Source organism: Cellulomonas sp. URHE0023, from assembly GCF_000688475.1.
Taxonomy (GTDB): domain Bacteria; phylum Actinomycetota; class Actinomycetes; order Actinomycetales; family Cellulomonadaceae; genus Cellulomonas.
Map to the genome: position 1 here is coordinate 1,400,087 of NZ_JIAN01000005.1, position 21,769 is coordinate 1,421,855.

A 21,769-nucleotide genomic window follows, 5' to 3' on the forward strand; every position below is an offset into this window, starting at 1 on the left:
CGTGAGGTACAGAGGTGCTTCGGGGACATCTGGTTCACTCCATCGTCCCTGGCGGAAGCACCCACACCCTCGTCGGAGGGGGGTTGCTGCGGCGTCGTGGAGCCAGGTCTCTCGGCCGCTCTGGATGGTAGCCGCGATGATAGACCGCCGACCACATCGTGGGCAACCGTGCTCGATAGGTGAGACAGATGTGTCCCAGGACCCGATCAGATCCTGCGACGTCCGTCGAGCCTGTTGTCGTCACGCCCGGGGCGCTGGGAGGGCACGTCGAACCAGGCGGTCGGTGATCCTGCCGGCACGAGCCGCAGACCGTCCTTCACCGCGGCGAGGACCTCGACATCGGGTGCCGCAGTCTCGGTCAGCGCATCGGCCGCCACGCGCACGTCGTCGTGCCGCCTGCCGGGTTCGATCACGTCTGCCATTCGACGCATCGTAGTAGGCGGATTCTCACCTGCCGAGACCGCGTGGGGCGCGTCACTCGCCAGGAGTAGGGATCTCACCCGCACCAGATCGCCTCGGTCGTGCCGGACCGCCTGGGTTCCCGGGTGTTCGTGCTGGTCAGGCGTCCAACAGCCCTTGCCGGGGCGGCCTAGAGGCTGTGCACGGTCGGACAGGTGGCGAGGTGGTCGTCCACGACCCCGCAGGCCTGCATCGCCGCATAGGCGGTCGTGGGCCCGACGAACCGGAACCCGAGCGACTTGAGCTCCTTGGCGAGCGCAGTGGACTCGGGGGTCGTGGCCGGGACGTCGGTCCACGTGGCGGGCCGGGTCCACGCGGAGCGGTCCGGAGCGTGCGACCACAGGACCGAGTCGAGCGAGCGGCCGTCGGCGTGCAGCGCACGAAGTGCTCGGCCGTTCGCGATCGTCGCCTCGATCTTGGCGCGGTTGCGGACGATCCCCGCGTCCGACATCAGGCGCGCGACGTCGTCGTCGTCGAACTCGGCGACGAGCTCGGGGTCGAAGTCGGCGAACGCGATCCGGAAGGCCGGGCGCTTGCGCAGCACCGTGATCCACGCGAGGCCCGACTGGAAACCCTCCAGCGCGAAGCGCTCGAACAGTGCGTGCTCGTCGTGCACCGGCCGGCCCCACTCCTCGTCGTGGTACTGCGCGTAGAGGGGATTGCCGTCGCCGAAGCACCGGCCGGCGGTGACGGAAAGGGAGTCGAGGGTGGTCATGCGTCGAGTGTGGCCACCGGGTCGGACACCGCACCCGAGCCGTGCCCTGTGGTCAGGGCGAGCCGGGGCTGTGGTCGGCTCCGCGCGACGGCGATCAGCTTCTCGATCCCGTCGAGGATCAGCTGGGTCCCGAAGTCGAGGGCGTCCTCGTCCACCGCGCCCCAGCTGAACCCGCCTGCCTCGACGGCGCGCAGCAGCGCGGGATGCGCGCCCGGCGTCGCGAGCATGCCGATCAGCGCACCCAGGTCGGGTGCTTCGCCGTCCGCAGGCCCGAGCGCGGCGGTGCGCGCCTGTGTCGACAGCTGTTCGCTGACCCGGAGCTGGTCGAGCTGGTGCGTGGCGAGCACGCCGATCGCGCCGACCTTCTGAGCCTCGGTCAGGGGTGTGCCGTCCAGAGCGGCCAGCATGCCCTCCATCCAGGCGAGCCGACCGGGTCCGATCGCGTGCAGGACCGCGGTCGTGCGCGCGAGCCACGGGTGTGCCCGCAGGATCGGCTGCTGGATGGACAGGATGAGCTCGAGCCGTTCGCGCCAGTCGCCGAGCTCAGGGCCGATGGCCGGTGGCCTGCCGGACGCGCGGTCGGACATGAGGCTCAGCACCTCGTCCTTGGAGGAGACGTAGCGGTAGAGCGACATCGTCGTAAAACCCAGCGACTCGGCGAGGCGCGACATCGAGACAGCGTCCAGGCCCTCGGCGTCGGCCAGTGCGATCCCGGCGTCGGCGATCTGCTCGAGCGAGAGCCCGGGACGGGGCCCGGGTCTGCCGACCGCCGGTGCTCGCCACAGCACGGCGATGCCGGGCGGGAGGTCGGTGGGCAGGTCGTCGGACGGTCCTGTCGATGCTGCGACCCGGACCGCCTGCCGCCGGGCCTTCTCGGCGTCTCGTGCAGCGCGCTGCTGAGCGAGCGAGGCCGCACGCTCGGCGCGCTCCGCCTCGCGGAGCCTGTTCGCGGCCTCACGCGCGGCGTCGCGCGCCTCGCGCTCCTGCCGCTCGCGGTCCTCGCGCTCGGCCTTCTCCCGGTCGCGGATGCGCCTGTCGGCCTCGCGCTGGCGGCGCTCGGCGGCCTTGGTCGCGTCACGCTCGGCCCGCTCCTGGTCGCGCCGGGCCCGCTCTGCCTCCTTGGCCTCCGCGCGCTCAGCCTTCTCCCGGTCCCGACGGAGGGCCTCCGCCTCTCGGCGTGCGTCCTCCGCCTCGCGGGCTGTCTGCGTCTCCTGTGGTGCATCGACGTCGTCCACGACACCTCCTTGACTGGCGATCCTACAAGTGTGTATGAAGTACACACACAGTTTACGTCATACACAGAACAGGAGAAGCTGATGACTGCACCCGTCGTCGTCGCCAGGGGACTGCGCAAGTCCTACGGCGACCTCACCGTGCTGGACGGCGTCGACCTCGACGTCGCACCGGGCGGGGTCCTTGCCCTGCTCGGCCCGAACGGCGCCGGGAAGACCACCACCGTCCGCATCCTCGCCACGCTCCTGAAGCCCGACGCGGGCACCGCCCACGTCGCCGGGAAGGACGTGGTCACGCAGGCAGCCGACGTCCGGGCGTCGATCAGCCTCACCGGGCAGTTCGCGGCGGTCGACGAGCTCCTCACCGGCGTCGAGAACATGCGGCTCATGGCGCGCCTGGCGCACCTCGGCTCACGCGAGGTGCGCACCCGCAGCGACGAGCTGCTCGAGCTGTTCGACCTCACCGACGCCGGACGTCGCGTGGTCAAGACCTACTCGGGCGGCATGCGTCGGCGACTCGACCTCGCCGTCGGACTCCTGGGCCGCCCGCAGGTGGTGTTCCTGGACGAACCGACGACAGGCCTCGACCCGCGCAGCCGCAACGCCCTGTGGGACGTCATCCGGGACGTCGTCGCGGAGGGGACCACCGTGCTGCTGACCACGCAGTACCTCGAGGAGGCCGACCAGCTCGCCGACCGGATCGCGGTCATCGACCACGGGCGCATGATCGCCGACGGGACAGCCACGCAGCTCAAGCGGGCCGTCGGGTCGGCGCACGTGCAGCTCGTCCTGCGGGACGGCGAGACCGAGCGCATCGCGACCGACGGGACCGTGCCGGACGTCCGTCGGATCCTCGCCGACGTCGAACGCCGAGGGGTCGCCGTCGACACCTGGGAGGTCCGCTCCCCCACGCTCGACGACGTCTTCCTGACGCTCACCGGCCGGCCGGCCGAACCCACCGAAGAGCTCGTCCTCGCCACTCAGGAGTCCTGATGACCACGATCACCACGCCCCCGGCCCTGGGCTGGGGCGCCCACGACACCGCAGCGCTCATCTGGCGCTCGGTCCGCCGCTCCGTGCGGCAGCTCGACACCATCCTGCTCGCCGTCATGCTGCCGGTGATGCTCCTGCTGCTGTTCGTCTACGTGTTCGGCGGTGCGCTCGACACCGGCATGGACTACGTCGACTTCGTCGTGCCCGGCATCATCCTGCTGACCGCCGGGTACGGGTCCGCGAACACCGCGGTCGACGTCGCCACCGACATGACCGGCGGCATCATCGACCGGTTCAGGTCCCTGCCGATCCGCCCCACCGGCGTGCTGACCGGGCACGTCGTGGCATCGATGGTGCGCAACGCCGTCTCGACCGCGCTCGTGATCGGGATCGCGTTCGTCATCGGGTTCAGCCCGTCCGCGTCGGCCCTCGACTGGGTGGCCGCGCTCGGGCTCATCGCCCTGTTCGTGCTGGCGCTCACCTGGATCGCCGTGGCCATCGGCGTCGTCGCGTCCGGGCCGGAGGCGGCCAGCGGCTTCACGTTCATCATCTTGTTCATCCCGTACGTGTCCTCCGCGTTCGTACCGCCCGACTCGATGCCGTCGGTGCTGCAGAACATCGCCACCTACAACCCGATCACCCCGCTGGCCGACACGGTGCGCGGGCTGCTGCTGGGCCAGCCGGTCGGTGACACGTGGCAGGCCGCGGTGCTCTGGTGCGTCGGGATCTTCCTGGTGGGTCGCGTCGCAGCCGGGCTGCTCTTCCGCCGGTCGCGCTGACGGCTGTGCTCGAGCACGAGGATCCGCGCGGGCCGACCGCGGATCCTTCGTCTATCCGCCCGCGGCGAGCGCCTTCTTGATGCGGGTCGTCGAGACGGGCGCGGGCGTGCCGAGCTGCTGCGCGAACAGGCTGACGCGCAGCTCCTCGAGCTGCCAGCGCACGGCGTCGACCGGCAGGCCCTTCTCCACGGCGTCGTCGTAGGCGGCCTCGACGTCCTGCACCTGCCACGCGAGGTCGGCGTCGCGCTGCGGGTTCTCCGCCGCCTTCACCAGCCGGTGCCTGGCGGCCCTGAGGTAGCGCGCCAGGTGGGGGAGCCGGTCCGCACCCACCTCGCTGACGAAGCCGTCGTGCACGAGGCGCTGCATCTGGGAGCGGACGTCCTGCGCGGTGGCCAGCAGAGCGAGGCTCGATCGGGCGCGGATCTCGGCGTCGAGCTCACGCTCGGCGGTGAGCGCCGCGACGAGGTCACCGACGATCGCGTGCACCGCATCCTCGAGGCCGTTGCGGACCGTGGTGCGCAGCTCGGCGTACGTCGCGGCGTCGCGGACCTCACGCTCCTGGCCGATCAGCCGGTCGATGGCGGCGAGCTGCACGTCGGCGACCAAGGCGTCGGTCGTGCGGTAAGGGCTCGAGGCCAGGGTCAGTGCCTGCGTGCCGCTCCAGCGGCTCGTGACGCGGGCGGTGGCCAGCCCGAGGTCGAGCAGCAGGAGGCGTCGCAGCCCGCGGTGCGCGGCGGCGGGGCGCTGGGACTCGTCGGCCAGCGAACGGACCGCGACCGTGCCGCCCTTCTCCTCGATCAGCGTCGGGTAGGCGCGAACCGTGCCGGCCTCCAGGACCTCGGGGAGCTCGGGCAGGTCGGCGGGCCAGGTGCGCAGGCCGGTGCGGTCGAGCGAGACGAGCGGTTTGGCGACGGATGGGGCCGTGGGAGCGGGTGCGGCGGCCGTCGCGCTCGGGCTGGGGGCCTTCCCGGACGTGCGCGCTTCCTCCATCGCTGCCCGGACGGCCGTACGCACGGCGTCATCGACCGCCGACTGCGTCTGGCGCGCCAGCCGGCGCTGCAGCACCAGGAGGTCCTTGCCCTCGTCGACCACTCCCCCGCGATCGCCGACCACGCGGAACGTCATGCGCAGGTGCGCCGGCAGGCGGTCCTCGTCGAACGCGTCCTCGGGCACATCAACGTCGCGGAGCGCCTTCACAGCCCGTCGGAACACCTCCCGGAACGACGGCGCCGCATCCCCGGCCCGAACGGTGTCCTCCCAGTCCGCGGTGTTCGCGGTCATCCACTCCTGGACGGACCGCGCCACGTCCGGCGCGGGGACCAGCTGGACCCGCACCGGCTTGGGGAGCGAGCGGATCGTCGCCGTGACGAGCTCCTCGCGCAGGCCGGGGACCATCCAGTCGAACCCGTCGGGGGTCAGGCGCGCGAGCGTGGTCAGCGGGATGTGCACCGTGACGCCATCGGCCTCGGTGCCCGGCTCGAACTGGTAGGTCAGCGGCAGACGCAGGTCGCCCTGCGGCCAGCGGGACGGGAACGCGGACTCGTCGATCCCGCCGGCCTCACCGACCAGCAGCTCGCGGGTGAACGAGAGGAGGTCCGGGTCGTCACGGCGAGCGGTCTTCCACCACTGGTCGAAGTGCCGTGCGGAGACGACGTCGGAGGGGATGCGCTCGTCGTAGAAGGCGAACAGCGTGTCGTCGTCGACCACGAGGTCCCGTCGCCGGGCCCTCGCCTCCAGGCCTTCCGCCTCGGCCAGCAGACGCCGGTTCTCGTGGAAGAACTGGTGGTGCGTGGTCCACTCGCCCTGCACGAGCGCGTGCCGCACGAACAGCTCGCGGGCGTGCTCGGGGTCGACCTTGGCGTACAGGACGCGGCGGTTGGTGACGATCGGGACGCCGTACAGGAGCACGCGCTCGAACGCGGTGGCGGCGCCCTGCTTGGTGGACCACGCCGGCTCCGAGTACGTCCGCTTCACCAGGTGCGCGCCCAGGTCCTCGGCCCACTCCGGCTGGATGCGGGCGACGTCGCGGCCCCACAGGCGGCTCGTCTCGACCAGCTCGGCTGCCATGACCCACGCCGGGGGCTTGCGTGCCAGGCCGGAGCCGGGGAAGATCGCGAACCGCGCGCCGCGCGCGCCGAGGTACTCGTTGCGCGGGCGCTTGCTGGGCGGTCGCTTCCCGGCAGCGGGCGCCGCGACCTCCGTCGCCTCCTGCATGCCGATCTGGCTGAGCAGCCCGGCCAGGATCGCGACGTGGATGCGGTCGCCGTCCCAGGTGAGCCTGAGGCCGTCCTCCTCCATGAGCTTGCCCGGGGCGTTGACGACGATCCCCAGAGGCTTGGCCATCTCGCGCAGCTGCGTCACGACGTCCTGCCACTCGCGGATGCGCAGGTAGTTGAGGTACTCCGCGCGCACCTGGCGGCGGAACGCGGACCCGGACAGGTCCCGTTGCTGGTCCTTGAGGTACTGCCAGAGGTTCAGGTAGCTGAGCAGGTCGCTCGTCGGGTCGGCGAACCGGCTGTGCGACAGGTCGGCCTTCTCGCGTTCCTCGGCCGGGCGCTCGCGGGGGTCCTGGATCGACAGCGCGGCGGCGATGATCATGACCTCGCGCGCGACGCCCCGACGGCCACCCTCGACGATCATCCGTGCGAGGCGTGGGTCCATCGGGAGCTGGGCGAGCGCCTTGCCGGTCTCGGTCAGCCGGGCTCCGTCCAGCGCCCCGAGCTCGGTGAGCAGCTGCACGCCGTCGCGCACGGCGCGGGTGTCGGGAGGGTCGACGAACGGGAAGTCGCCGATCTCCTCGGGGGTCGCCGCGACGCCGACGGCGATCATCTGCAGGATCACCGACGCCAACGACGTGCGCAGGATCTCCGGCTCGGTGTACTCGGGGCGCGCGTCGAAGTCGTCCTGCGAGTACAAGCGGATCGCGATGCCGTCCGCGACGCGCCCGCAGCGGCCCGAGCGCTGGTTGGCCGACGCCTGCGAGATCGGCTCGATGGGCAGCCGCTGGACCTTCGTGGCCTTGGAGAACCGCGAGATGCGCGCGGTGCCGGGGTCGATCACGTACCGGATGCCGGGCACGGTCAGCGACGTCTCGGCGACGTTGGTCGACAGGACCACCCGCCGGTTCTGGTGGCGCTCGAACACCCGGTGCTGCTCCGCCGCGGACAGCCGGCTGTAGAGCGGGAGCAGCTCGACCGCCTGCGGGCTCCTGGGATCGGTGACCCTGGTTCCCAGGCTGCCCCTCAGCGCGTCCTCGGCATCGCGGATCTCCCGCTCCCCGGACAGGAACACGAGGATGTCGCCGGGCCCTTCGAGCATCAGCTCGTCGACCGCCTCGGCGATCGCGGTCATCGGGTCACGGTCCTCGGGCTTCTTGCGCTGACCCTCGACGGCCTCGGCGACGAGCGGCCGGTAGCGGATCTCCACGGGGAACGTGCGTCCGGTGACCTCGAGCACCGGGGCCGGTGTCCCGTCGGGCCCGGCGAAGTGCCTCGCGAACCGGTCGGAGTCGATCGTCGCCGAGGTGATGACGACCTTGAGGTCCGGGCGCTTGGGCAGCAGCTGCGTGAGGTACCCGAGGATGAAGTCGATGTTCAGCGACCGCTCGTGCGCCTCGTCGATGATCAGCGTGTCGTAGGCCCGCAGCATCGGGTCGCGCTGGATCTGTGCCAGCAGGATGCCGTCGGTCATGACCTTGACCAGCGTCTGCTCGGACGACGTGTCCGTGAACCGCACCTGGTAGCCGACGATCCCGCCCAGCGGCGCGTCGCCGGCGATCTCCTCGTTGATCCGCTCCGCGACGCTGCGGGCCGCGATCCGCCGAGGCTGCGTGTGCCCGATCTGCCCCTCGCGCCCACGCCCCAGCGAGAGCGCGATCTTCGGGATCTGCGTCGTCTTGCCGGACCCGGTCTCGCCCGCGATCACGACCACCTGGTGGTCGCGGACGGCCGCGGCGATCTCGTCGCGACGAGCGCTGACCGGCAGCTGCTCGGGGAACGTGATCGGGGGGACGACGACGGCCCTGCGGACCTCGGCGGCCCGCGCGCGGCGGGCTGCGGCGCGGGCGTCGTCGCTCGTCCCGGGCTGGTTGCCAGGTCGCTCGTTGCGAGGCTGCTCGTCTCGGCCCTGCCTGCCGCGAGCCCCCCGCCGTCTCGGGGGTCGCCGCCGCCCGGACCCGGACGGGTCGGCTGGGGCGGGTGGTGGCGTGCTCACGACCCCCCATCCTCCCAGGTGCGGCCCCGCGGCTGCGCCCTGATTCGCTCAGGGCGCGACGACGTTCTGGACGCCCTGGACAGGGTGCCGCCACCGCGCCGCCGCTGCAGGCCCGGCTCTACAGTGACCGCATGAGCGACGACGGTGGCAGCGAGGGTGAGCGCCGGGCGGTCGCCGCCCTCGAGGCGTCGGGGATCCCGTTCGAGATCACCCGGCACGGACCCGTGGCTTCCCTGCAGGAGGCCGCCGACGCCCGCGGTATCGACCCGGCCGGCATCGTCAAGACCATCGTGGTGCGGCGAGGCGACGACGACTTCCTGTTCGTGCTCGTGCCCGGCGACCGCACGATCTCCTGGCCCAAGCTGCGCGCACTGCTCGGGGTGACCCGGTTGTCGATGCCCGACGCCGAGACCGCGAAGGACGTCACCGGGTACGTCCGCGGCACGATCACGCCGTTCGGGTCGCTGGTCGGGTGGCCCGTGGTCGCGGACTCGCGCGTGCCGTCGCGGACCGTGTCGATCGGCGGTGGTGCCCACGGCGTCGCGGCGAGCGTGGACGGGGGCGAGCTGGTGCGCGCCCTTGACGCGACCGTCGCGGACGTCACGGATCCGGAGTAGCGCACCTCCGTGGAGGCGGCCTCTCCTTCGCCGGGGACGGACGAGTCCTACTTCGTCACGTAGCTCGTCGGTCGGACCGTGATGATCACGCGCTTGTGGGCGTCCGTGATCTCGTAGCTCTCCCCGTACCGCTTCTGCAGCGACTGGTAGAAGCTCGCCACCTCGTCGTCGGGCTCGACCTTCTCGACGACCCCGCGGACCTCCAGCATCCGGTACGGGTCGTCCGGGTCGGCGATGGAGACGGCGACGCGCGGCTCGTGCGCGATGTTCTTGAACTTCTGGCGGGTGTTCGTGTGCGTGAACCGCAGGACCTCGCCGTCCCAGACGAACCACATGACGCTGCTGTGCGGGGCCCCGTCGGGCGCAACCGTGGCAAGGTGTGCGAAGGTCGGCCGGTCGAGAAGGTCGGCGTGGCTGGCAGGGAGCTCGGTGGTGGCCATGCGACGACGCTAACGCGGACCCGGGAACCTCGCGCGCGACATTCACGTTGGACCGGTATGGTCAACGTTCTACAAATTCTTTCTAAGGGGCTCACCAGGCGATGGAGCTGATCGAGCGCTCAGCCGCGACCGGCGCGATCCGGGTCGAGGCCGTGGACGGCACCACGGTCGTCTCCCTGGTGGGCGAGGTCGACGCCGCGCTGCGTGACGACGCGAGCGCCTCGATGGCGCGGGCGCTGGTCACCGGGTCGCCCGTCGTCATCGACTCCACGGACGCCACCTTCATCGACTCCGCCGGTCTCGCGTTCGTGCTGCAGCTGTCCCGGGCCGCGTCCGAGGCCGGCATCGCCGTGTCGCTCCGCGACCCGCACCGGGTCGTGCACGACGTGCTCGACATGATCGGTCTGGGCGGCGAGCTGCCCGTCTGACCGTTCCCGGCGCGGGACGGCCGGGTCTGTCGGTGGGCTGGTTTACGTTCGCCGCATGCGGTTGTTGCACACGTCGGACTGGCACCTGGGCCGGACGCTGCACGGGGTCGATCTGATCGGCCACCAGGCGGCGTACCTCGCGCACCTGGTGGACGTCGTGCGCGCGGAGTCGGTCGATGCGGTGGTCGTCGCAGGTGACGTCTACGACCGCGCGATCCCGCCCGTCGAGGCGGTGACGCTCCTGTCGGACACGCTCGCACAGCTCGCCGAGCACACCACCGTGGTCATCACGTCCGGCAACCACGACTCGGCGACGCGCCTCGGGTTCGGCGCCGGCCTGATGAAGGAGTCCGTGCGTCTCCGCACCCGCATCGCGGGCCTGGCGGCGCCGGTGGTGTTGGGCGGCCCTCGTGCGCAGAACGTGCTCGTGTACGGGATCCCGTACCTCGACCCGGACTTCGCGCGGGTGGACCTGGCGGACTCCCCGGATGCGCTGCTCGCCCGGTCGCACGAGGCCGTGACGACCGCCGCCATGCGACGCGTGCGTGCCGACGCCGCCGCTCGCGGACCGGGCCGCGTGGTCGTCGCCGCCCACGCCTTCGTCGTGGGCGGGGAGGCGTCCGAGTCGGAGCGTGACATCCGCGTCGGAGGCGTCGACCAGGTGCCGGCCGGGGTGTTCGCGGGGGCCGACTACGTCGCGCTCGGTCACCTGCACGGCCCGCAGAACCTCACGGGCCCCGAGGGCACCGTGCTGCGGTACAGCGGCTCGCCGCTCGCGTACTCGTTCTCGGAACGGCACCACGCCAAGTCGACCGTGCTCGTGGACCTGTCCGGTCCCGAGGTGTCGACCGAGCTGATCGCCGCCCCGGTGCCGCGACGTCTCGCGGACGTGACCGGGACGCTCGAGAACCTGCTGGCAGACGACCAGCACGCCGACGACTGGGTGCGCGTCACGGTGACCGACGAGCACCGGCCGCTCGACCTGTTCCGCCGCGTCCGGGCGCGGTTCCCGCACGCCCTCGTGGTCCAGCACGTCCCCGCGACGGGCTCCGGACGCCGTCGCGCAGCGGCAGTGACCTCCGCGCACGACCCGCTCGAGGTCGCCGCCGACTTCCTCACCCACGCGACCGGACACGGCCCGACTCCCGCCGAGGTCGCGGTGCTGCGCCGCGCGTACGAGGACGTCGCCGACATCGAGAAGAGCGCCTGATGCACCTGCGCTCGCTGACCCTGCAGGCCATCGGCCCGTTCGCCGGCCGGCACTCGATCGACTTCGGCGCGCTCGCGCAGGGCGGGCTCTTCCTCCTCGAGGGTCCGACGGGGTCCGGCAAGTCGACGGTCATCGACGCGATCGTGTTCGCGCTCTACGGCAAGGTCGCGTCGGCCGAGGCCAGCGAGGAACGCCTGCGGTCGGCCTACGCCGCCGACGACGTCGAGAGCGTGGTGGACCTCGTGTTCGAGGTGCCGTCCGGGCTGTACCGAGTGCGGCGCACGCCCGCCTACCAGCGCGCCAAGCGTCGCGGCACCGGGACCACACCTGCGCAGGCCTCCGTCAAGGCCTGGCGGCTCCCGTCGGACGCCGACGTCGAGGCCGGCCCTGCGGCGCTCGACGGTGTCGGCGTGCCGCTGGGCTCGCGTCTGGACGAGATCGGCGCTGAGATCCAGCGCATCGTCGGCCTGGACCGGACGCAGTTCGTGCAGACGATCGTGCTGCCGCAGGGCGAGTTCGCGCACTTCCTGCGCGCCAAGCCCGAGGACCGCAAGGACCTGCTGCAGAAGATCTTCGGCACCGAGGTCTACGAGCGGCTCCAGAAGCGGCTGGCGGAGATGCGACGCGAGAGCGACCGCGGCACGGACGAGGCGCGCGTCGCGCTGCGGTCGGGTGCGGCGCAGCTCGTCGGGGCCGCCCGGCTCTCGCCCGAGGAGGGCACCGCCGTGCGGTCTGCGGTCGAGGACGCGATGACGTCGGTGACGCTCGTGCAGGGCGTGTCCGACGTCGTGGCGTCCACGACCTCGTCGCTCGGTGCCCTCGCTGCGTCGTCGACGGCGGTGGCCGCCGAGGCCGAGGGCGCGTGGCTGGAGGCGCGCAGGCTGCTCGACGAGGCGCGGTCGGCGGCAGACCTCGTCACCACCCGGGACCGGCTGCGCCGTCGCCGGGCCGAGCTCGAGGCGTCGGCTGACCTCAACCTGGAGGCGGTCGCACGGCTCACTCGTGCACGGACCGCTCAAGCCGTCCGGTCGCTCCTGACGGGGCTCGACCGCGCACTGACCGCGCTGGACGCCGCCGAGAAGGGCGTGGCGGCCGCCCTGGATACCGCACCCGCAGACATCGCCGACGCCCCTGACGGGTCGCTGCGGTCGCACGTGCGAGCTGCCGGCAAGGCCGCCGCGGCGGAGGCGGCAACGGTGCTGCGGCTCGTCGGCGTCGAGGCGGGACTCGCCCAGAGGCGGCGGTCGGTCCGTGACGCACGGGCCGCCCTGGACGACCTGGCGACCGCGATCGCGCTCGACGACGACTGGCTGGCCGGGCGACCGGCCGCACGTGACGCGCTGACCGCCGCCCTGGATGCCGCGCGGACGCTCGCGGGATCGCGTGGTGACCGTGCCGCCGCCGTGACCAGTGCGGCGGAGGTCGTGGCGGCGCACGGCGAGCTGGCCACCTGCGCGACCGCCCTCGCCCTCGCACTCGAGCAGCGCGCGGTGGCCGCATCGGCGGCGACGCAAGCGCACGAGCAGGAGGCGCAGCTGCGTCGTGCACGCATCGACGGCCTCGCCGGCGAGATCGCGTCAGCGCTGGCCGACGGCGACGCGTGCCCGGTCTGTGGGTCGGCGGAGCACCCTGCCAAGGCTGTGATGGGCGCCGGCCACGTCTCGGCGGCGCTGGTCGACCGCGCGGAGAGTGATCGCGCTCGGGCGGAGGCCGTCCTGGTCGCAGCAGCCGAGCGGGCGAGCGGGCTGCAGGAGCGCGTCGCGGTGCTGCAGGCCCGAGTCGGCTCCGGGGTGGCCGAACGAGCCGAGAGCGACCTGGTTGCGGCGCGCGCCGCGCTGGACGAGTCGTTGACCGCCGAGGCCGACGTGGCGCGGCTCGTGCCGGTGCTGGACGGATTCGACGAGGAGACCCGGGCGCGCGAGTCCAGACGATCGGCCGCGGTCGCGCAGCTGGCCGGTGACGCCGCGATCCTCGATGTCGCCCTGCTCGACCTCGACACCGCCGAGGCCGACGTCGTGACCGCCCGCTGCGGGCACCCCACGGTTGCGGCACGGCACTCGGAGCTGCTCGAGCGGTCCGCCGCCGCGGAAGCGGTGCTCGAGGCGCTCGGTGAGCGGGCGACCGCCCGGGACGACGTCCGTCGTCGGCAGGTCGAGCTCGCCGACGGGCTATCCGAGCACGGCTTCGAGACCGCGCAGGAGGCACGTGACGCGCTCGTCGAGCCGGCCGTCCTGGCTGAGCTCGAGGCGATGGTGACGGCCTACGCGACCGAGCAGGACCGGGTCGCTGCAGGACTGGCCGAGCCGGCGATCGCCGCGCTCCCGGAGGACCTTGTCGTGGACGTCGACGCAGCCAGGGCTGCCGAGTCGGTGGCCCGTGGGCTGAACGACGAGGCCGTCGGCGCGGCGAGGGTGGCGAGCGAGCGGGCTGTCGCCGCGGAGGCCGCCGGGACGGACGTGGTGTCCGCGGCCCGGACCCTCGCCGAGCGGATCGAGCAGGCCGGTCCGGTCTCACGGCTCGCCGAGCTCACGGCCGGCGGGGGCAGCGACAACGCACGCAGCCTGTCGCTGGCCACGTTCGTGCTCATGCGCCGTTTCGAGGACGTGGTCGCAGCCGCCAACGACCGGCTGCGTCTCGTGTCGGACGGCCGCTTCGAGCTCGAGCGCAGTGACGAGAAGGAGGACGTCCGAGCACGGAACACCGGACTGGCGATGCGCGTGCTCGACCATCGCACGGGCCGGCCTCAGGACCCCCGGCAGCTGTCGGGCGGGGAGACGTTCTATGTGTCGCTGTGCCTCGCGCTGGGCATGGCTGACGTCGTGACGGCGGAGGCTGGCGGGATCGACCTGGGCACCCTCTTCGTCGACGAAGGGTTCGGGTCGCTCGACGAGCACACGCTCGAGCAGGTCCTCGCGGAGCTCGCTCGGCTGCGCGCGGGTGGTCGCGTGGTCGGTGTGGTGTCCCACGTCGAGACGCTCAAGCGTTCGATCGCCGACCGGATCGAGATCCGGCCGACTCCCGAGGGCCCGAGCACCCTCACGGTGCGAGCGGGCTGAGCCACGGGCAGCCGAGCCGCTGCAGTCTGCGTCGTGATGGTCTAGCTCGCGCTGCAGGCTGCGCCTCGTTACCAGCCCCACCCGCGCGAGGCGAGCTCGACCTCCTCGCGGAAGCGCTCGGCGCCGTCCCCCTTCGGGTGGGGTTCGACCTCGACGCCCGCGAGCCTGCACGCCTCTGCGAGGAGCTGGTCGTAGGCGAGCTGTGACGCGATCAGCCGCTCGGCCCGGGCGAACGCGTGCGGATCCGCCTCGAGCTCGCGCACGTGCTCGGCGACCTTCGAGAGCCGCGACTGCACGTGCAGCGTCATGAACGGGTCGTAGACCGGCGGGCGCTCGTGGCGCAGGTGCGCGGAAGCGTGATCGAGCCTGCCGGCCAGCGCCCGGCGCCATCTCGGGGGCTCGTCGGGCGTGGCGATCAGCGCCCACGTCAGCCGGAAGACCACGGCCGGGACGAAGAAGAGGAAGACAAAGAGAACCAGCGTCATGGAGGGTCCTTCATCGCGCGCTTCCCGCCAGGCTATGTCGCAAAGTGTGACCTGCGCCACACGATTCCGCGCGCGATCCAGCGTCCTACGGGGGCGGTGCCATGCGTGACGAGGGCGGGTGGCGCCGCCCCCGCTAGTCGGCGTGCGTTGCGGCGCGCCGCGCGCCGATCTCGGACTCGACGAGCGCGCTGTTGACCTCGAGGTCAACGGTCGTCGGGCCGCGGTTCCACGATCGGCGCACCGCGATCAGCAGGAGCGCCGAGACGAGGATCGTGCCGGCCATGACCCCGGCCATCGACTCCGCGGTCGGGGTTCCGCCGATGCTGGTCAGCGGCGCGATCAGTGCACCGAGCCCGAACTGGAGTGCCCCGAGGAGCGCCGCCGCCGATCCCGCGCGGTGCGGGTTGTTGGCCAGGGCGATCGCCGGTGCGGACGGGAGCACAAAACCAGCCGTGCCGAGAGTGAGGATCAGGAGCGTCACCACGAGCCACAGCGGGCCGTCGGCGAGCGTCGTCGCGAACAGCGACATCGAGAGCACCAGGCCCGCCACGACCGTCCCGCTGAGCACCTGCTCCGGGGTGAACCGCCCGACCAGCGCACCGTTGACCTGTGACCCCGCGGTGATCGCGACCGCACCGCCCGCGAAGACCCAGCCGAACTGCTGCGCGGTCATGCCGAAGCCGTCCTGGAACACGAACGTCGAGGACGCGACGTAGGTGAACATCGCTCCCAGGTAGAACGCGGACATGAGCGCCAGGCCGAGGAAGGGCAGGTCCGCGAGCAGGTCGCGGTACGTCCGCAGGGCGCCGAGCGTTCCACCCGTGCGACGCATCGCCTGCGGCAGCGTCTCCTTCAGCGCGAACGTCGAGACCACGAGCAGGATCGCGCCGACGACCGCGAGGAACACGAAGATCAACCGCCACGAGCCGAAGCGCAGAAGCTGCGCGCCGATGGTCGGGGCGAGGATCGGCGCGACGCCGACGACGAGCATGAGCCGGGCCATCACCTTCGAGACCGCGAGCCCCTCGTAGCGGTCGCGGACGATCGCCATCGACAGGACCATCCCGGCCGCGGCGCTGAACCCCTGCACGAACCGCAGGCCGGTGAAGACGGTGATGTCGGTCGCCACGGCCAGGGCCACGGAGACGCAGACGTAGATCCCGAGCCCGGCTAGCAGCGGTCGGCGTCGGCCGAACGCGTCGGAGATCGACCCGATCGTCAGCTGCCCGACGGCGAGTCCGGCCAGCGAGGCCGCGATCGTCAGCTGCACGGCGCCCGCGGACGTGTTCAGGTCGGCGGCGATCTCAGGGAACGCCGCGAGGTAGGTGTCGAACGTCAGAGGGCCGACAGCGGTCAGCGCCGAGAGCAGGAGCACGAAGCCGACGCTCACGCGCGTCGCGGGAATGCGGGCCATGGGGACTGCAACCGTTGCGGACCCCGTGCATCATCCCGGCTGTCCAGCCCTCGGACCGACCTGTGGTCTGCTGGGTCCATGCGACTCACACGGTGCCCACGGATGCCGATGTGATGGCCATGGGACCCTCCGACTCCGACGCACCAGCTCGCCGCAGTGATCCCGGTTGGGGGCCCTGGCGCATCGCGGGTGCGGCCGGATTCGGCATCGTCTCTCTCAGCGGGCTCGTGAGCGGCTGGGGTGGCGCGGTGCTCGGGGCGTCGTTGTACCTGGGTGTGACGGCACTGTGGGCGCTGGTCCGGGAGAGGTCGTGGCTCGGCCCGATGCGTCGACGGAGTGCCGTCGTCCTTCTGGCGTGCGGCTTCGTGGGACTCCTCGTCGGGAGCGCAGCAGCGACACCCTCGGAGTCGGAGACGGCAACCGCCGCGACGAGCACGTCGGCTTCGCCCTCGACATCCCCGAAGCCCAGCAAGGCCCCCGCCCCGACACCGACGACCTCCGCCGTCCCGTCGCTCGAGGAGCAGGCGGCGGCACTGCCCGCCCCCGAACCTGCGCCGGACGCCGACGTGACCACGGTCGAGGCCGGCGCGGCCCCGCAGACGGCTCTGGGAACGGTGCTGCTGCTCGACGTCAAGGGTCGCGCGCCGAAGACCGGCTACGACCGTGACCTGTACGGGCCGGCGTGGAAGGACGTGGACCGCAACGGCTGCGACACCCGCAACGACGTCCTGCGCCGGGACCTGACGGCGATCGCGGTGAAGCCGAACACCCAGGGGTGCGTCGTCGCGAACGGGAGCCTGCAGGACCCGTACTCCGCTCGCACGATCAGCTTCGTGCGGGGCCAGGAGACGTCGTCGGCGGTGCAGATCGACCACGTCGTGGCACTGTCGGACTCCTGGCAGAAGGGCGCGCAGGCTTGGGACACGACGCGTCGCGAGGCGTTCGCCAACGACCCGTTGAACCTCCTGGCCGTCGACGGACCGCTCAACATGCAGAAGGGCGACGGTGATGCCGCGACGTGGTTGCCGCCGAACAAGGCGTTCCGCTGCACCTACGTCGCGCGGCAGGTCGGCGTGAAGTACACCTACGGTCTCTGGGTCACCCAGGCCGAGCGCGACGCCATCGTGCGCGTGCTGTCCACGTGCCCCGACGAGCCGCTGCCGGCCGGGTCGACCGTGCCGCCGCCGCCCGCCCCGGTCGCGACACCAGCGCCCGCTCCGGTGCCCGTGGCGCCCGTGGCCCCGGCTCCCGTCCAGCCGGCGCCCGCACCCGTCCAGCCGGCGCCCGCGCCGGTCGCCCCGGACCCGGCCCCACCGGTCGAGGCACCCTCGAGCGTCTTCTACAAGAACTGCGCCGCGGCACGCGCCGCCGGAGCCGCACCGGTGCACCGAGGTGACCCCGGCTACGCGTCGCACCTCGACCGGGACGACGACGGCATCGGCTGCGAATAGCAGACACGCCCGTCGTCGAGGCGCCCGGACATCACCGGACCAAGGCTGTGCCGCGTGGGAAGCGCGCCGCCGTGGCTCGGCCCGTGCCCTACGGTGAGCGCATGAGCAAGGGACCGGTGGTCGCCGGAGTCGTCGTCGGCGTCGTCGCACTGCTGGTCGGTGGGGCATTCATCGCGGACCGGGTCGTCGCCTCGACGGTCGAGACCCGAGCGGCGGAGGCGATCCAGCAGAACCTCGACGGCGTCGTCGGGACGCCGAAGGTCGACATCGGGAGATTTCCCTTCCTGACCCAGGTGCTCAAGGGCACGCTCGACGACGTCTCTGGACACGTCGACGGGGTCACCATCGAGGGCATCCCCGCGACCGACGTGACTCTGGACGCCACGGACGTCTCCACCACGGAGCCCTACGTCGCAGGCACCGCGACCATCTCGGCGACGTTGCCCACGGCGTCGATCGACAAGATCGTGGCCGACCGGACGACGCTCGATGTCGCCACGAGCGTCGACGGTGACACGCTGAAGGCGACCGGGAAGGTGCTCGGCCTGACGTTGTCGGCGGCGCTGGTCCCGCGCGTGCGGGACGGCAAGCTGCTGGTGGACGTGCAGCAGATCATGATCGGCGGCGTGTCCGTGGACGTGAGCTCGCTTCCGAGCTCGATCGGCAACAAGCTCGACGACATCGAGATACCCATCGAGGACGGCCTGCCGGAGGGCCTCGTGCTCTCCGACGCGCAGGTCGTCGACGCCGGTGTGCGCATCACCGCGACCGGCACGGACGTCACCGTCCCCACCGAGGCCCCGTGAGCTCGTGGATCGGCGACGCGTGGTCGGACATCACCACGCCTCAGCCTGTGCCGTCCACAGCGGTCGTCCTCGGCACCGCGGCCGTGGTTCTGGCGATCCTCGTCCTGCCCGTCGCCTGGCACGTGGCCCGGCACGGGCTGACGATCGTCCATGAGGCGTTCCACGCCGGGGTCGCGGTGCTCGTCGGCCGACGACTCTCCGGGATCAAGGTCCACTCGGACACCTCCGGCCTCACGGTGTCGTCGGGCAAACCTCGAGGTCCCGGCATGGTCGCGACAGCGGCTGCCGGGTACACCGGCCCCGCGGTCCTGGGTCTCGGCGCCGCGTTCCTCCTGTCCCAGGGGTACGCGGTCGCCCTGCTGTGGGTGCTGCTCGTGGTGCTCGTGCTGGTCCTGGTCCAGATCCGCAACTGGTACGGCCTGTGGTCGGTCCTCGTCACCGGGGCGCTCGTGGTGGCGGTGACTCTGTGGGGCTCGTCGCAGGTGCAGCTCCTGTTCGCCTACCTGGTCACGTGGTTCCTGCTCCTCGGGGCACCCCGAGCGGTGATCGAGATGCAGGCGCAGCGTCGCCGGCGTCGGGGCGCTGCCGACACCTCCGACGCCGGTCTGCTCGGACGCCTGACCCGCACCCCCGGCGGGCTGTGGGTGGGCATCCTCTTCCTCCTGTGTGTCGGCGCGCTGGCCCTAGGCGCCTCGTGGCTCCTGGATCTGCAGCTGTGAGCGTGCTCTAGCCCGCCATCCGGCTCACGACCCGAGGGTGGTCCCGCCACGCCGGCAGCGTGGCCATGTGGTCCAGGGTCTCGGCCTCCAACCGCTCGCGGCTCGCATCCGGCTCACGCCTCGCCTGCCAGCTGACCATGCGCTCGAACCGTTCCTCGAACGCCTGCAGGTTGCCCTCGGCGTCCGTGCAGTGTGCGCAGTAGCGGCCCGTCTCGACGGGCATCCCGCAGCTCTCGCAGCTCATGGTGTCGTCTCCTTCTCGTTCGCCTGGTTCAGTGCATGGAGTCCGCCGACGAGGGCGGCACGTTGTTCGGGCGTCATCCGCCGTCCCGCCCGGGCGAGCAGCTCGGTCGAGAGGACCTGGCGCTCGCGATCGAGCGCGTCGAACCCGCTCGGCGTGAGCCACACGAGGGTCCGCCGCCGGTCGTCAGGGTCGGTGTCCCGCTCGAGCAGGTTCTTGGACTCGAGCTGCGTCACGATGTCGCTCACCACCGACTGCGCCCGGTCCAGGTGCTGCGCCGCCTCCCCGACGGTCAGCGGGCCCGTGTGGGCGAGGTGCATGAGGACGGCCCGGGATGCGCCGGACATCTGCGCGCCCTTGCCGTCTCGCCGGTGGAACCGCAGGTACGCCTTCTGGAAGGCGTCCTCGAACTCCTTCGCAAACTCCTCGGCGCCTGTCATGACGCCACCGTCCCGCCAGCCTGATCCATCGTCAATCCCGATAGTTTTCGCGAGGGCGACCGATGGGATGAAAGCGTGGCCGCATCCCGAAGGCGGGGCGTACGCCGGGGCATGATCGTGTCCGGTACGAGGTGAGGACGACGATGAGCGGCGATACGGCGGGACCGGTGCTGATCCGTGGGGGCCTGGTGGCCGACGGCACCGCCGACGACCTGGTGCGCGCGGACGTGCGCGTGGCGGGTGACCGGATCGTCGAGATCGGCCCTGACCTGAAGCCGGACGGGTCCGACGTGATCGACGCGGGCTGGCAGATCGTGATGCCCGGGTTCGTCGACACGCACGTGCACGTCGACGCGCTGGTGCTGGACCCCGACACGCAGGCCGCGATGACGCACCAGGGCGTGACGACCGCTGTGCTCGGGCAGGACGGGGTCTCGTTCGCGCCGTCCCCGCAGGGTTCGGGCGCGACCGAGTACGCCGAGCGCTACTTCGCCGCGATCAACGGTCGGCACCCGACGTTCCGTGGCGGAAGCGTCGCTGAGCTGCTGGCCACCTACGACGGCGCCACGACGCTCAACACGGCCTACCTCGTGCCCCACGGCACCGTCCGGTTCGCGGTCATGGGGGCCGAGGACCGACCGGCGACCCCTGCCGAGGTGGACCAGATGGTGCGGCTGCTCGAGCAGGGCCTCGCCGACGGCGCGGTCGGGATGTCCACCGGCCTGGAGTACGCGCCGGCGATGTCCGCGGATCGTGACGAGCTGGTCGCGCTGTGCTCGGCGCTGGCGGCGAGGGGGAGGCCGCACGTCTCGCACATGCGCGGCTACGAGGACCAGGCGCCGGCGGCGCTCGCGGAGCTCCTGGACCTCGCGAGGGTCACCGGCGTCGGCACGCACGTCTCGCACTTCCACGGTCCGTCCGACGTCCTGGTGCCGATGGTCGACGCCGCCCTCGCCGAGGGTCTCGACGTCACGTTCGACTCCTATCCGTACCTCAAGGGCTCGTCGATCCTCGCGCTCGTCGCGCTGCCGCCGTGGCTCCCGCTCGCCGACGCGGAGCGCACCCTCGCGCTGCTGCGGGACCCGGCCGTCCGTGCGGAGCTGCCGCCGCGGGACGACGTGTGGGGGCGTGTGACCCTGTCGTGGGCGCCCGGCTTCGAGTGGGCGGAGGGTCTGCCCCTGCTGGAGGTCGCAGGGCGGCTCGGCATGAGCCCGACGGATGCCGCGCACCACCTGCTCATCGAGACGCGGTTGCAGGTCGGGTGCGTGTTCGGGTTCCCGCCGGGCGCCACCGAGCACTCGATGCGCGTGCTGGCACAGCACCCGGCGCACTGCGCAGGCTCCGACGGCCTCTACCTCGGTGGCCACCCGCACCCGCGCGGCTGGGGCACGTTCGCCCGGTACCTGGGCGAGCACACGCGCGAGCTGGCCGACTGGTCGTGGCCGGAGGCGTCTGCTCATCTCGCGACGACCGCGTCCCGGAGGTTCGGGCTCGTCGACCGCGGGAGGCTGACGGTCGGCGGACGCGCGGATGCCGTCGTGCTCGATCCGGCGAACGTCATCGACCTGGCCACCTACGACGCGCCCCGCACGCTGGCGACCGGCGTCCAGGCGGTGCTCGTCAACGGGGTGCCGGTCCTGCGGGACGGTCGGCTCACCGGGGCGCTGCCTGGCCGACCCAGGTGACAATGGCGTCATGACACGCGAGAAGATCAGGACGTCCGACGCCCCGCAGCCCGCCGGCAACTACTCCCAGGGGATCCGGCTGGGCAACCTGGTGTGGACCGCGGGCTTCGGTCCGCAGGACCCGGTCACCGGTGCGATCGCCTCGTCGGTCGCGGACCAGACGCGTCAGGTGCTCCGCAACGTGGCCGCGACGCTGGCCGCCGCCGACCTCACGCTCGACGACGTCGTCAAGACGACCGTGCACCTCGCGGACCTCGCTGACTTCGCCGAGTTCAACGAGGCGTACGGCGAGTTCTTCGGGGACCCCAAGCCGGCACGCACGACCGTCGGGTCGGTGCTCGCGGGGATCAAGGTCGAGATCGACGTGGTCGCCGGACGGGTGTAGCC

The 21,769-nt window shown here is 72.1% G+C and carries 20 protein-coding genes and 1 riboswitch; of the genes, 11 read left to right on the forward strand and 9 right to left on the reverse strand.

Annotation, left to right across the window (positions count from 1 at the left end):
- Positions 1-36 precede the first annotated feature (36 nt).
- Positions 37-131, reverse strand: a riboswitch (SAM riboswitch).
- A 75-nt stretch (positions 132-206) separates the two neighbouring features.
- The 3 genes from N553_RS0107250 to N553_RS24195 form a co-directional block, all read right to left on the reverse strand.
- Positions 207-422, reverse strand: coding sequence for a hypothetical protein (locus N553_RS0107250; RefSeq protein ID WP_028045975.1), 216 nt, complete (start codon positions 420-422; stop codon positions 207-209).
- A gap of 167 nt (positions 423-589) precedes the next feature.
- A complete protein-coding gene (locus N553_RS0107255) occupies positions 590-1,174 on the reverse strand; it encodes a DNA-3-methyladenine glycosylase I (protein ID WP_028045976.1) in 585 nt (194 codons plus the stop codon).
- Positions 1,171-2,409 (reverse strand): TetR/AcrR family transcriptional regulator, encoded by a 1,239-nt coding sequence (locus N553_RS24195; protein ID WP_051639885.1) that lies wholly within the window; start codon positions 2,407-2,409, stop codon positions 1,171-1,173. Before N553_RS24195 ends, N553_RS0107255 begins: the two co-directional genes overlap by 4 nt.
- Positions 2,410-2,490: 81 nt before the next feature.
- Here N553_RS24195 and N553_RS21570 point away from each other — a divergent pair, with 81 nt between their 5' ends.
- Positions 2,491-3,399: a daunorubicin resistance protein DrrA family ABC transporter ATP-binding protein gene (locus N553_RS21570; RefSeq protein WP_034620790.1), complete on the forward strand. Its 909-nt coding sequence runs from the start codon at positions 2,491-2,493 to the stop codon at positions 3,397-3,399.
- Complete coding sequence (locus N553_RS0107270; protein WP_028045977.1) at positions 3,399-4,178, forward strand: ABC transporter permease; 780 nt, start codon at positions 3,399-3,401, stop codon at positions 4,176-4,178. The genes N553_RS21570 and N553_RS0107270 overlap by 1 nt, the downstream gene beginning before the upstream one ends.
- A gap of 51 nt (positions 4,179-4,229) precedes the next feature.
- Here N553_RS0107270 and hrpA read toward each other — a convergent pair whose 3' ends face one another.
- Positions 4,230-8,390, reverse strand: coding sequence for an ATP-dependent RNA helicase HrpA (gene hrpA / locus N553_RS21575; RefSeq protein ID WP_034620794.1), 4,161 nt, complete (start codon positions 8,388-8,390; stop codon positions 4,230-4,232).
- 131 nt (positions 8,391-8,521) lie between these two features.
- Between hrpA and N553_RS0107280 the strand changes: the two genes are divergently transcribed.
- Positions 8,522-9,007: an aminoacyl-tRNA deacylase gene (locus N553_RS0107280; protein ID WP_028045978.1), complete on the forward strand. Its 486-nt coding sequence runs from the start codon at positions 8,522-8,524 to the stop codon at positions 9,005-9,007.
- Between the two features lie 47 nt (positions 9,008-9,054).
- On the opposite strand, the gene N553_RS0107285 is transcribed toward N553_RS0107280, so the two are convergent.
- Positions 9,055-9,447, reverse strand: coding sequence for a PPOX class F420-dependent oxidoreductase (locus N553_RS0107285; protein WP_028045979.1), 393 nt, complete (start codon positions 9,445-9,447; stop codon positions 9,055-9,057).
- A 101-nt stretch (positions 9,448-9,548) separates the two neighbouring features.
- Between N553_RS0107285 and N553_RS0107290 the strand changes: the two genes are divergently transcribed.
- The 3 genes from N553_RS0107290 to N553_RS0107300 are packed head-to-tail and all read left to right on the forward strand — an operon-like array spanning position 9,549 to position 14,141.
- Complete coding sequence (locus tag N553_RS0107290) at positions 9,549-9,875, forward strand: STAS domain-containing protein (protein WP_028045980.1); 327 nt, start codon at positions 9,549-9,551, stop codon at positions 9,873-9,875.
- A 55-nt stretch (positions 9,876-9,930) separates the two neighbouring features.
- The gene (locus N553_RS0107295; protein WP_028045981.1) at positions 9,931-11,085 is read left to right on the forward strand and encodes an exonuclease SbcCD subunit D; all 1,155 of its coding nucleotides are present in this window, start codon (positions 9,931-9,933) and stop codon (positions 11,083-11,085) included.
- Positions 11,085-14,141 carry an AAA family ATPase gene (locus tag N553_RS0107300; protein WP_028045982.1) on the forward strand — a complete coding sequence of 1,019 codons (3,057 nt, stop codon included), beginning with the start codon at positions 11,085-11,087 and terminating at the stop codon, positions 14,139-14,141. The genes N553_RS0107295 and N553_RS0107300 overlap by 1 nt, the downstream gene beginning before the upstream one ends.
- A gap of 68 nt (positions 14,142-14,209) precedes the next feature.
- On the opposite strand, the gene N553_RS0107305 is transcribed toward N553_RS0107300, so the two are convergent.
- Together N553_RS0107305 and N553_RS21580 are read right to left on the reverse strand one after the other, a co-directional pair.
- Positions 14,210-14,626 carry a hypothetical protein gene (locus tag N553_RS0107305; RefSeq protein ID WP_028045983.1) on the reverse strand — a complete coding sequence of 139 codons (417 nt, stop codon included), beginning with the start codon at positions 14,624-14,626 and terminating at the stop codon, positions 14,210-14,212.
- 133 nt (positions 14,627-14,759) lie between these two features.
- Positions 14,760-16,040 (reverse strand): multidrug effflux MFS transporter, encoded by a 1,281-nt coding sequence (locus N553_RS21580; protein WP_051639887.1) that lies wholly within the window; start codon positions 16,038-16,040, stop codon positions 14,760-14,762.
- 119 nt (positions 16,041-16,159) lie between these two features.
- On the opposite strand from N553_RS21580, the gene N553_RS0107315 reads away from it, so the two are divergent.
- The 3 genes from N553_RS0107315 (at position 16,160) to N553_RS0107325 (ending at position 19,016) form a co-directional block, all read left to right on the forward strand.
- Positions 16,160-17,491, forward strand: a complete 1,332-nt coding sequence (locus tag N553_RS0107315; protein ID WP_081844477.1) for a DUF1524 domain-containing protein — start codon at positions 16,160-16,162, stop codon at positions 17,489-17,491.
- A gap of 101 nt (positions 17,492-17,592) precedes the next feature.
- Positions 17,593-18,297, forward strand: a complete 705-nt coding sequence (locus N553_RS0107320) for a DUF2993 domain-containing protein (protein ID WP_028045985.1) — start codon at positions 17,593-17,595, stop codon at positions 18,295-18,297.
- Positions 18,294-19,016, forward strand: coding sequence for a M50 family metallopeptidase (locus N553_RS0107325; RefSeq protein ID WP_197029937.1), 723 nt, complete (start codon positions 18,294-18,296; stop codon positions 19,014-19,016). The genes N553_RS0107320 and N553_RS0107325 overlap by 4 nt, the downstream gene beginning before the upstream one ends.
- 7 nt (positions 19,017-19,023) lie before the next feature.
- Here N553_RS0107325 and N553_RS0107330 read toward each other — a convergent pair whose 3' ends face one another.
- The gene (locus N553_RS0107330) at positions 19,024-19,260 is read right to left on the reverse strand and encodes a hypothetical protein (protein ID WP_028045987.1); all 237 of its coding nucleotides are present in this window, start codon (positions 19,258-19,260) and stop codon (positions 19,024-19,026) included.
- A complete protein-coding gene (locus tag N553_RS24200) occupies positions 19,257-19,697 on the reverse strand; it encodes a MarR family winged helix-turn-helix transcriptional regulator (protein WP_051639888.1) in 441 nt (146 codons plus the stop codon). Before N553_RS24200 ends, N553_RS0107330 begins: the two co-directional genes overlap by 4 nt.
- 143 nt (positions 19,698-19,840) lie before the next feature.
- Here N553_RS24200 and N553_RS0107340 point away from each other — a divergent pair, with 143 nt between their 5' ends.
- Complete coding sequence (locus N553_RS0107340; protein WP_028045988.1) at positions 19,841-21,382, forward strand: amidohydrolase family protein; 1,542 nt, start codon at positions 19,841-19,843, stop codon at positions 21,380-21,382.
- A gap of 10 nt (positions 21,383-21,392) precedes the next feature.
- On the forward strand, positions 21,393-21,767 hold the full coding sequence (locus N553_RS0107345; RefSeq protein ID WP_028045989.1) for a RidA family protein: 375 nt from the start codon (positions 21,393-21,395) through the stop codon (positions 21,765-21,767).
- The last annotated feature ends 2 nt before the right edge of the window (positions 21,768-21,769 follow it).

What these genes read in the sequence shown, in the direction of transcription:
- N553_RS0107330 (WP_028045987.1), bottom strand. Translation starts at nt 19,260, where the DNA reads ATGAGCTGCGAGAGCTGCGGGATGCCCGTCGAGACGGGCCGCTACTGC.
- N553_RS0107270 (WP_028045977.1), top strand. Translation starts at nt 3,399, where the DNA reads ATGACCACGATCACCACGCCCCCGGCCCTGGGCTGGGGCGCCCACGAC.
- N553_RS0107255 (WP_028045976.1), bottom strand. Translation starts at nt 1,174, where the DNA reads ATGACCACCCTCGACTCCCTTTCCGTCACCGCCGGCCGGTGCTTCGGC.
- N553_RS0107290 (WP_028045980.1), top strand. Translation starts at nt 9,549, where the DNA reads ATGGAGCTGATCGAGCGCTCAGCCGCGACCGGCGCGATCCGGGTCGAG.
- N553_RS0107340 (WP_028045988.1), top strand. Translation starts at nt 19,841, where the DNA reads ATGAGCGGCGATACGGCGGGACCGGTGCTGATCCGTGGGGGCCTGGTG.
- N553_RS0107300 (WP_028045982.1), top strand. Translation starts at nt 11,085, where the DNA reads ATGCACCTGCGCTCGCTGACCCTGCAGGCCATCGGCCCGTTCGCCGGC.
- N553_RS0107345 (WP_028045989.1), top strand. Translation starts at nt 21,393, where the DNA reads ATGACACGCGAGAAGATCAGGACGTCCGACGCCCCGCAGCCCGCCGGC.
- N553_RS24200 (WP_051639888.1), bottom strand. Translation starts at nt 19,697, where the DNA reads ATGACAGGCGCCGAGGAGTTTGCGAAGGAGTTCGAGGACGCCTTCCAG.
- N553_RS0107305 (WP_028045983.1), bottom strand. Translation starts at nt 14,626, where the DNA reads ATGACGCTGGTTCTCTTTGTCTTCCTCTTCTTCGTCCCGGCCGTGGTC.
- N553_RS0107295 (WP_028045981.1), top strand. Translation starts at nt 9,931, where the DNA reads ATGCGGTTGTTGCACACGTCGGACTGGCACCTGGGCCGGACGCTGCAC.
- N553_RS0107285 (WP_028045979.1), bottom strand. Translation starts at nt 9,447, where the DNA reads ATGGCCACCACCGAGCTCCCTGCCAGCCACGCCGACCTTCTCGACCGG.
- N553_RS0107250 (WP_028045975.1), bottom strand. Translation starts at nt 422, where the DNA reads ATGGCAGACGTGATCGAACCCGGCAGGCGGCACGACGACGTGCGCGTG.
- N553_RS21570 (WP_034620790.1), top strand. Translation starts at nt 2,491, where the DNA reads ATGACTGCACCCGTCGTCGTCGCCAGGGGACTGCGCAAGTCCTACGGC.
- N553_RS0107320 (WP_028045985.1), top strand. Translation starts at nt 17,593, where the DNA reads ATGAGCAAGGGACCGGTGGTCGCCGGAGTCGTCGTCGGCGTCGTCGCA.
- N553_RS21580 (WP_051639887.1), bottom strand. Translation starts at nt 16,040, where the DNA reads ATGGCCCGCATTCCCGCGACGCGCGTGAGCGTCGGCTTCGTGCTCCTG.
- N553_RS0107280 (WP_028045978.1), top strand. Translation starts at nt 8,522, where the DNA reads ATGAGCGACGACGGTGGCAGCGAGGGTGAGCGCCGGGCGGTCGCCGCC.
- N553_RS0107315 (WP_081844477.1), top strand. Translation starts at nt 16,160, where the DNA reads ATGGGACCCTCCGACTCCGACGCACCAGCTCGCCGCAGTGATCCCGGT.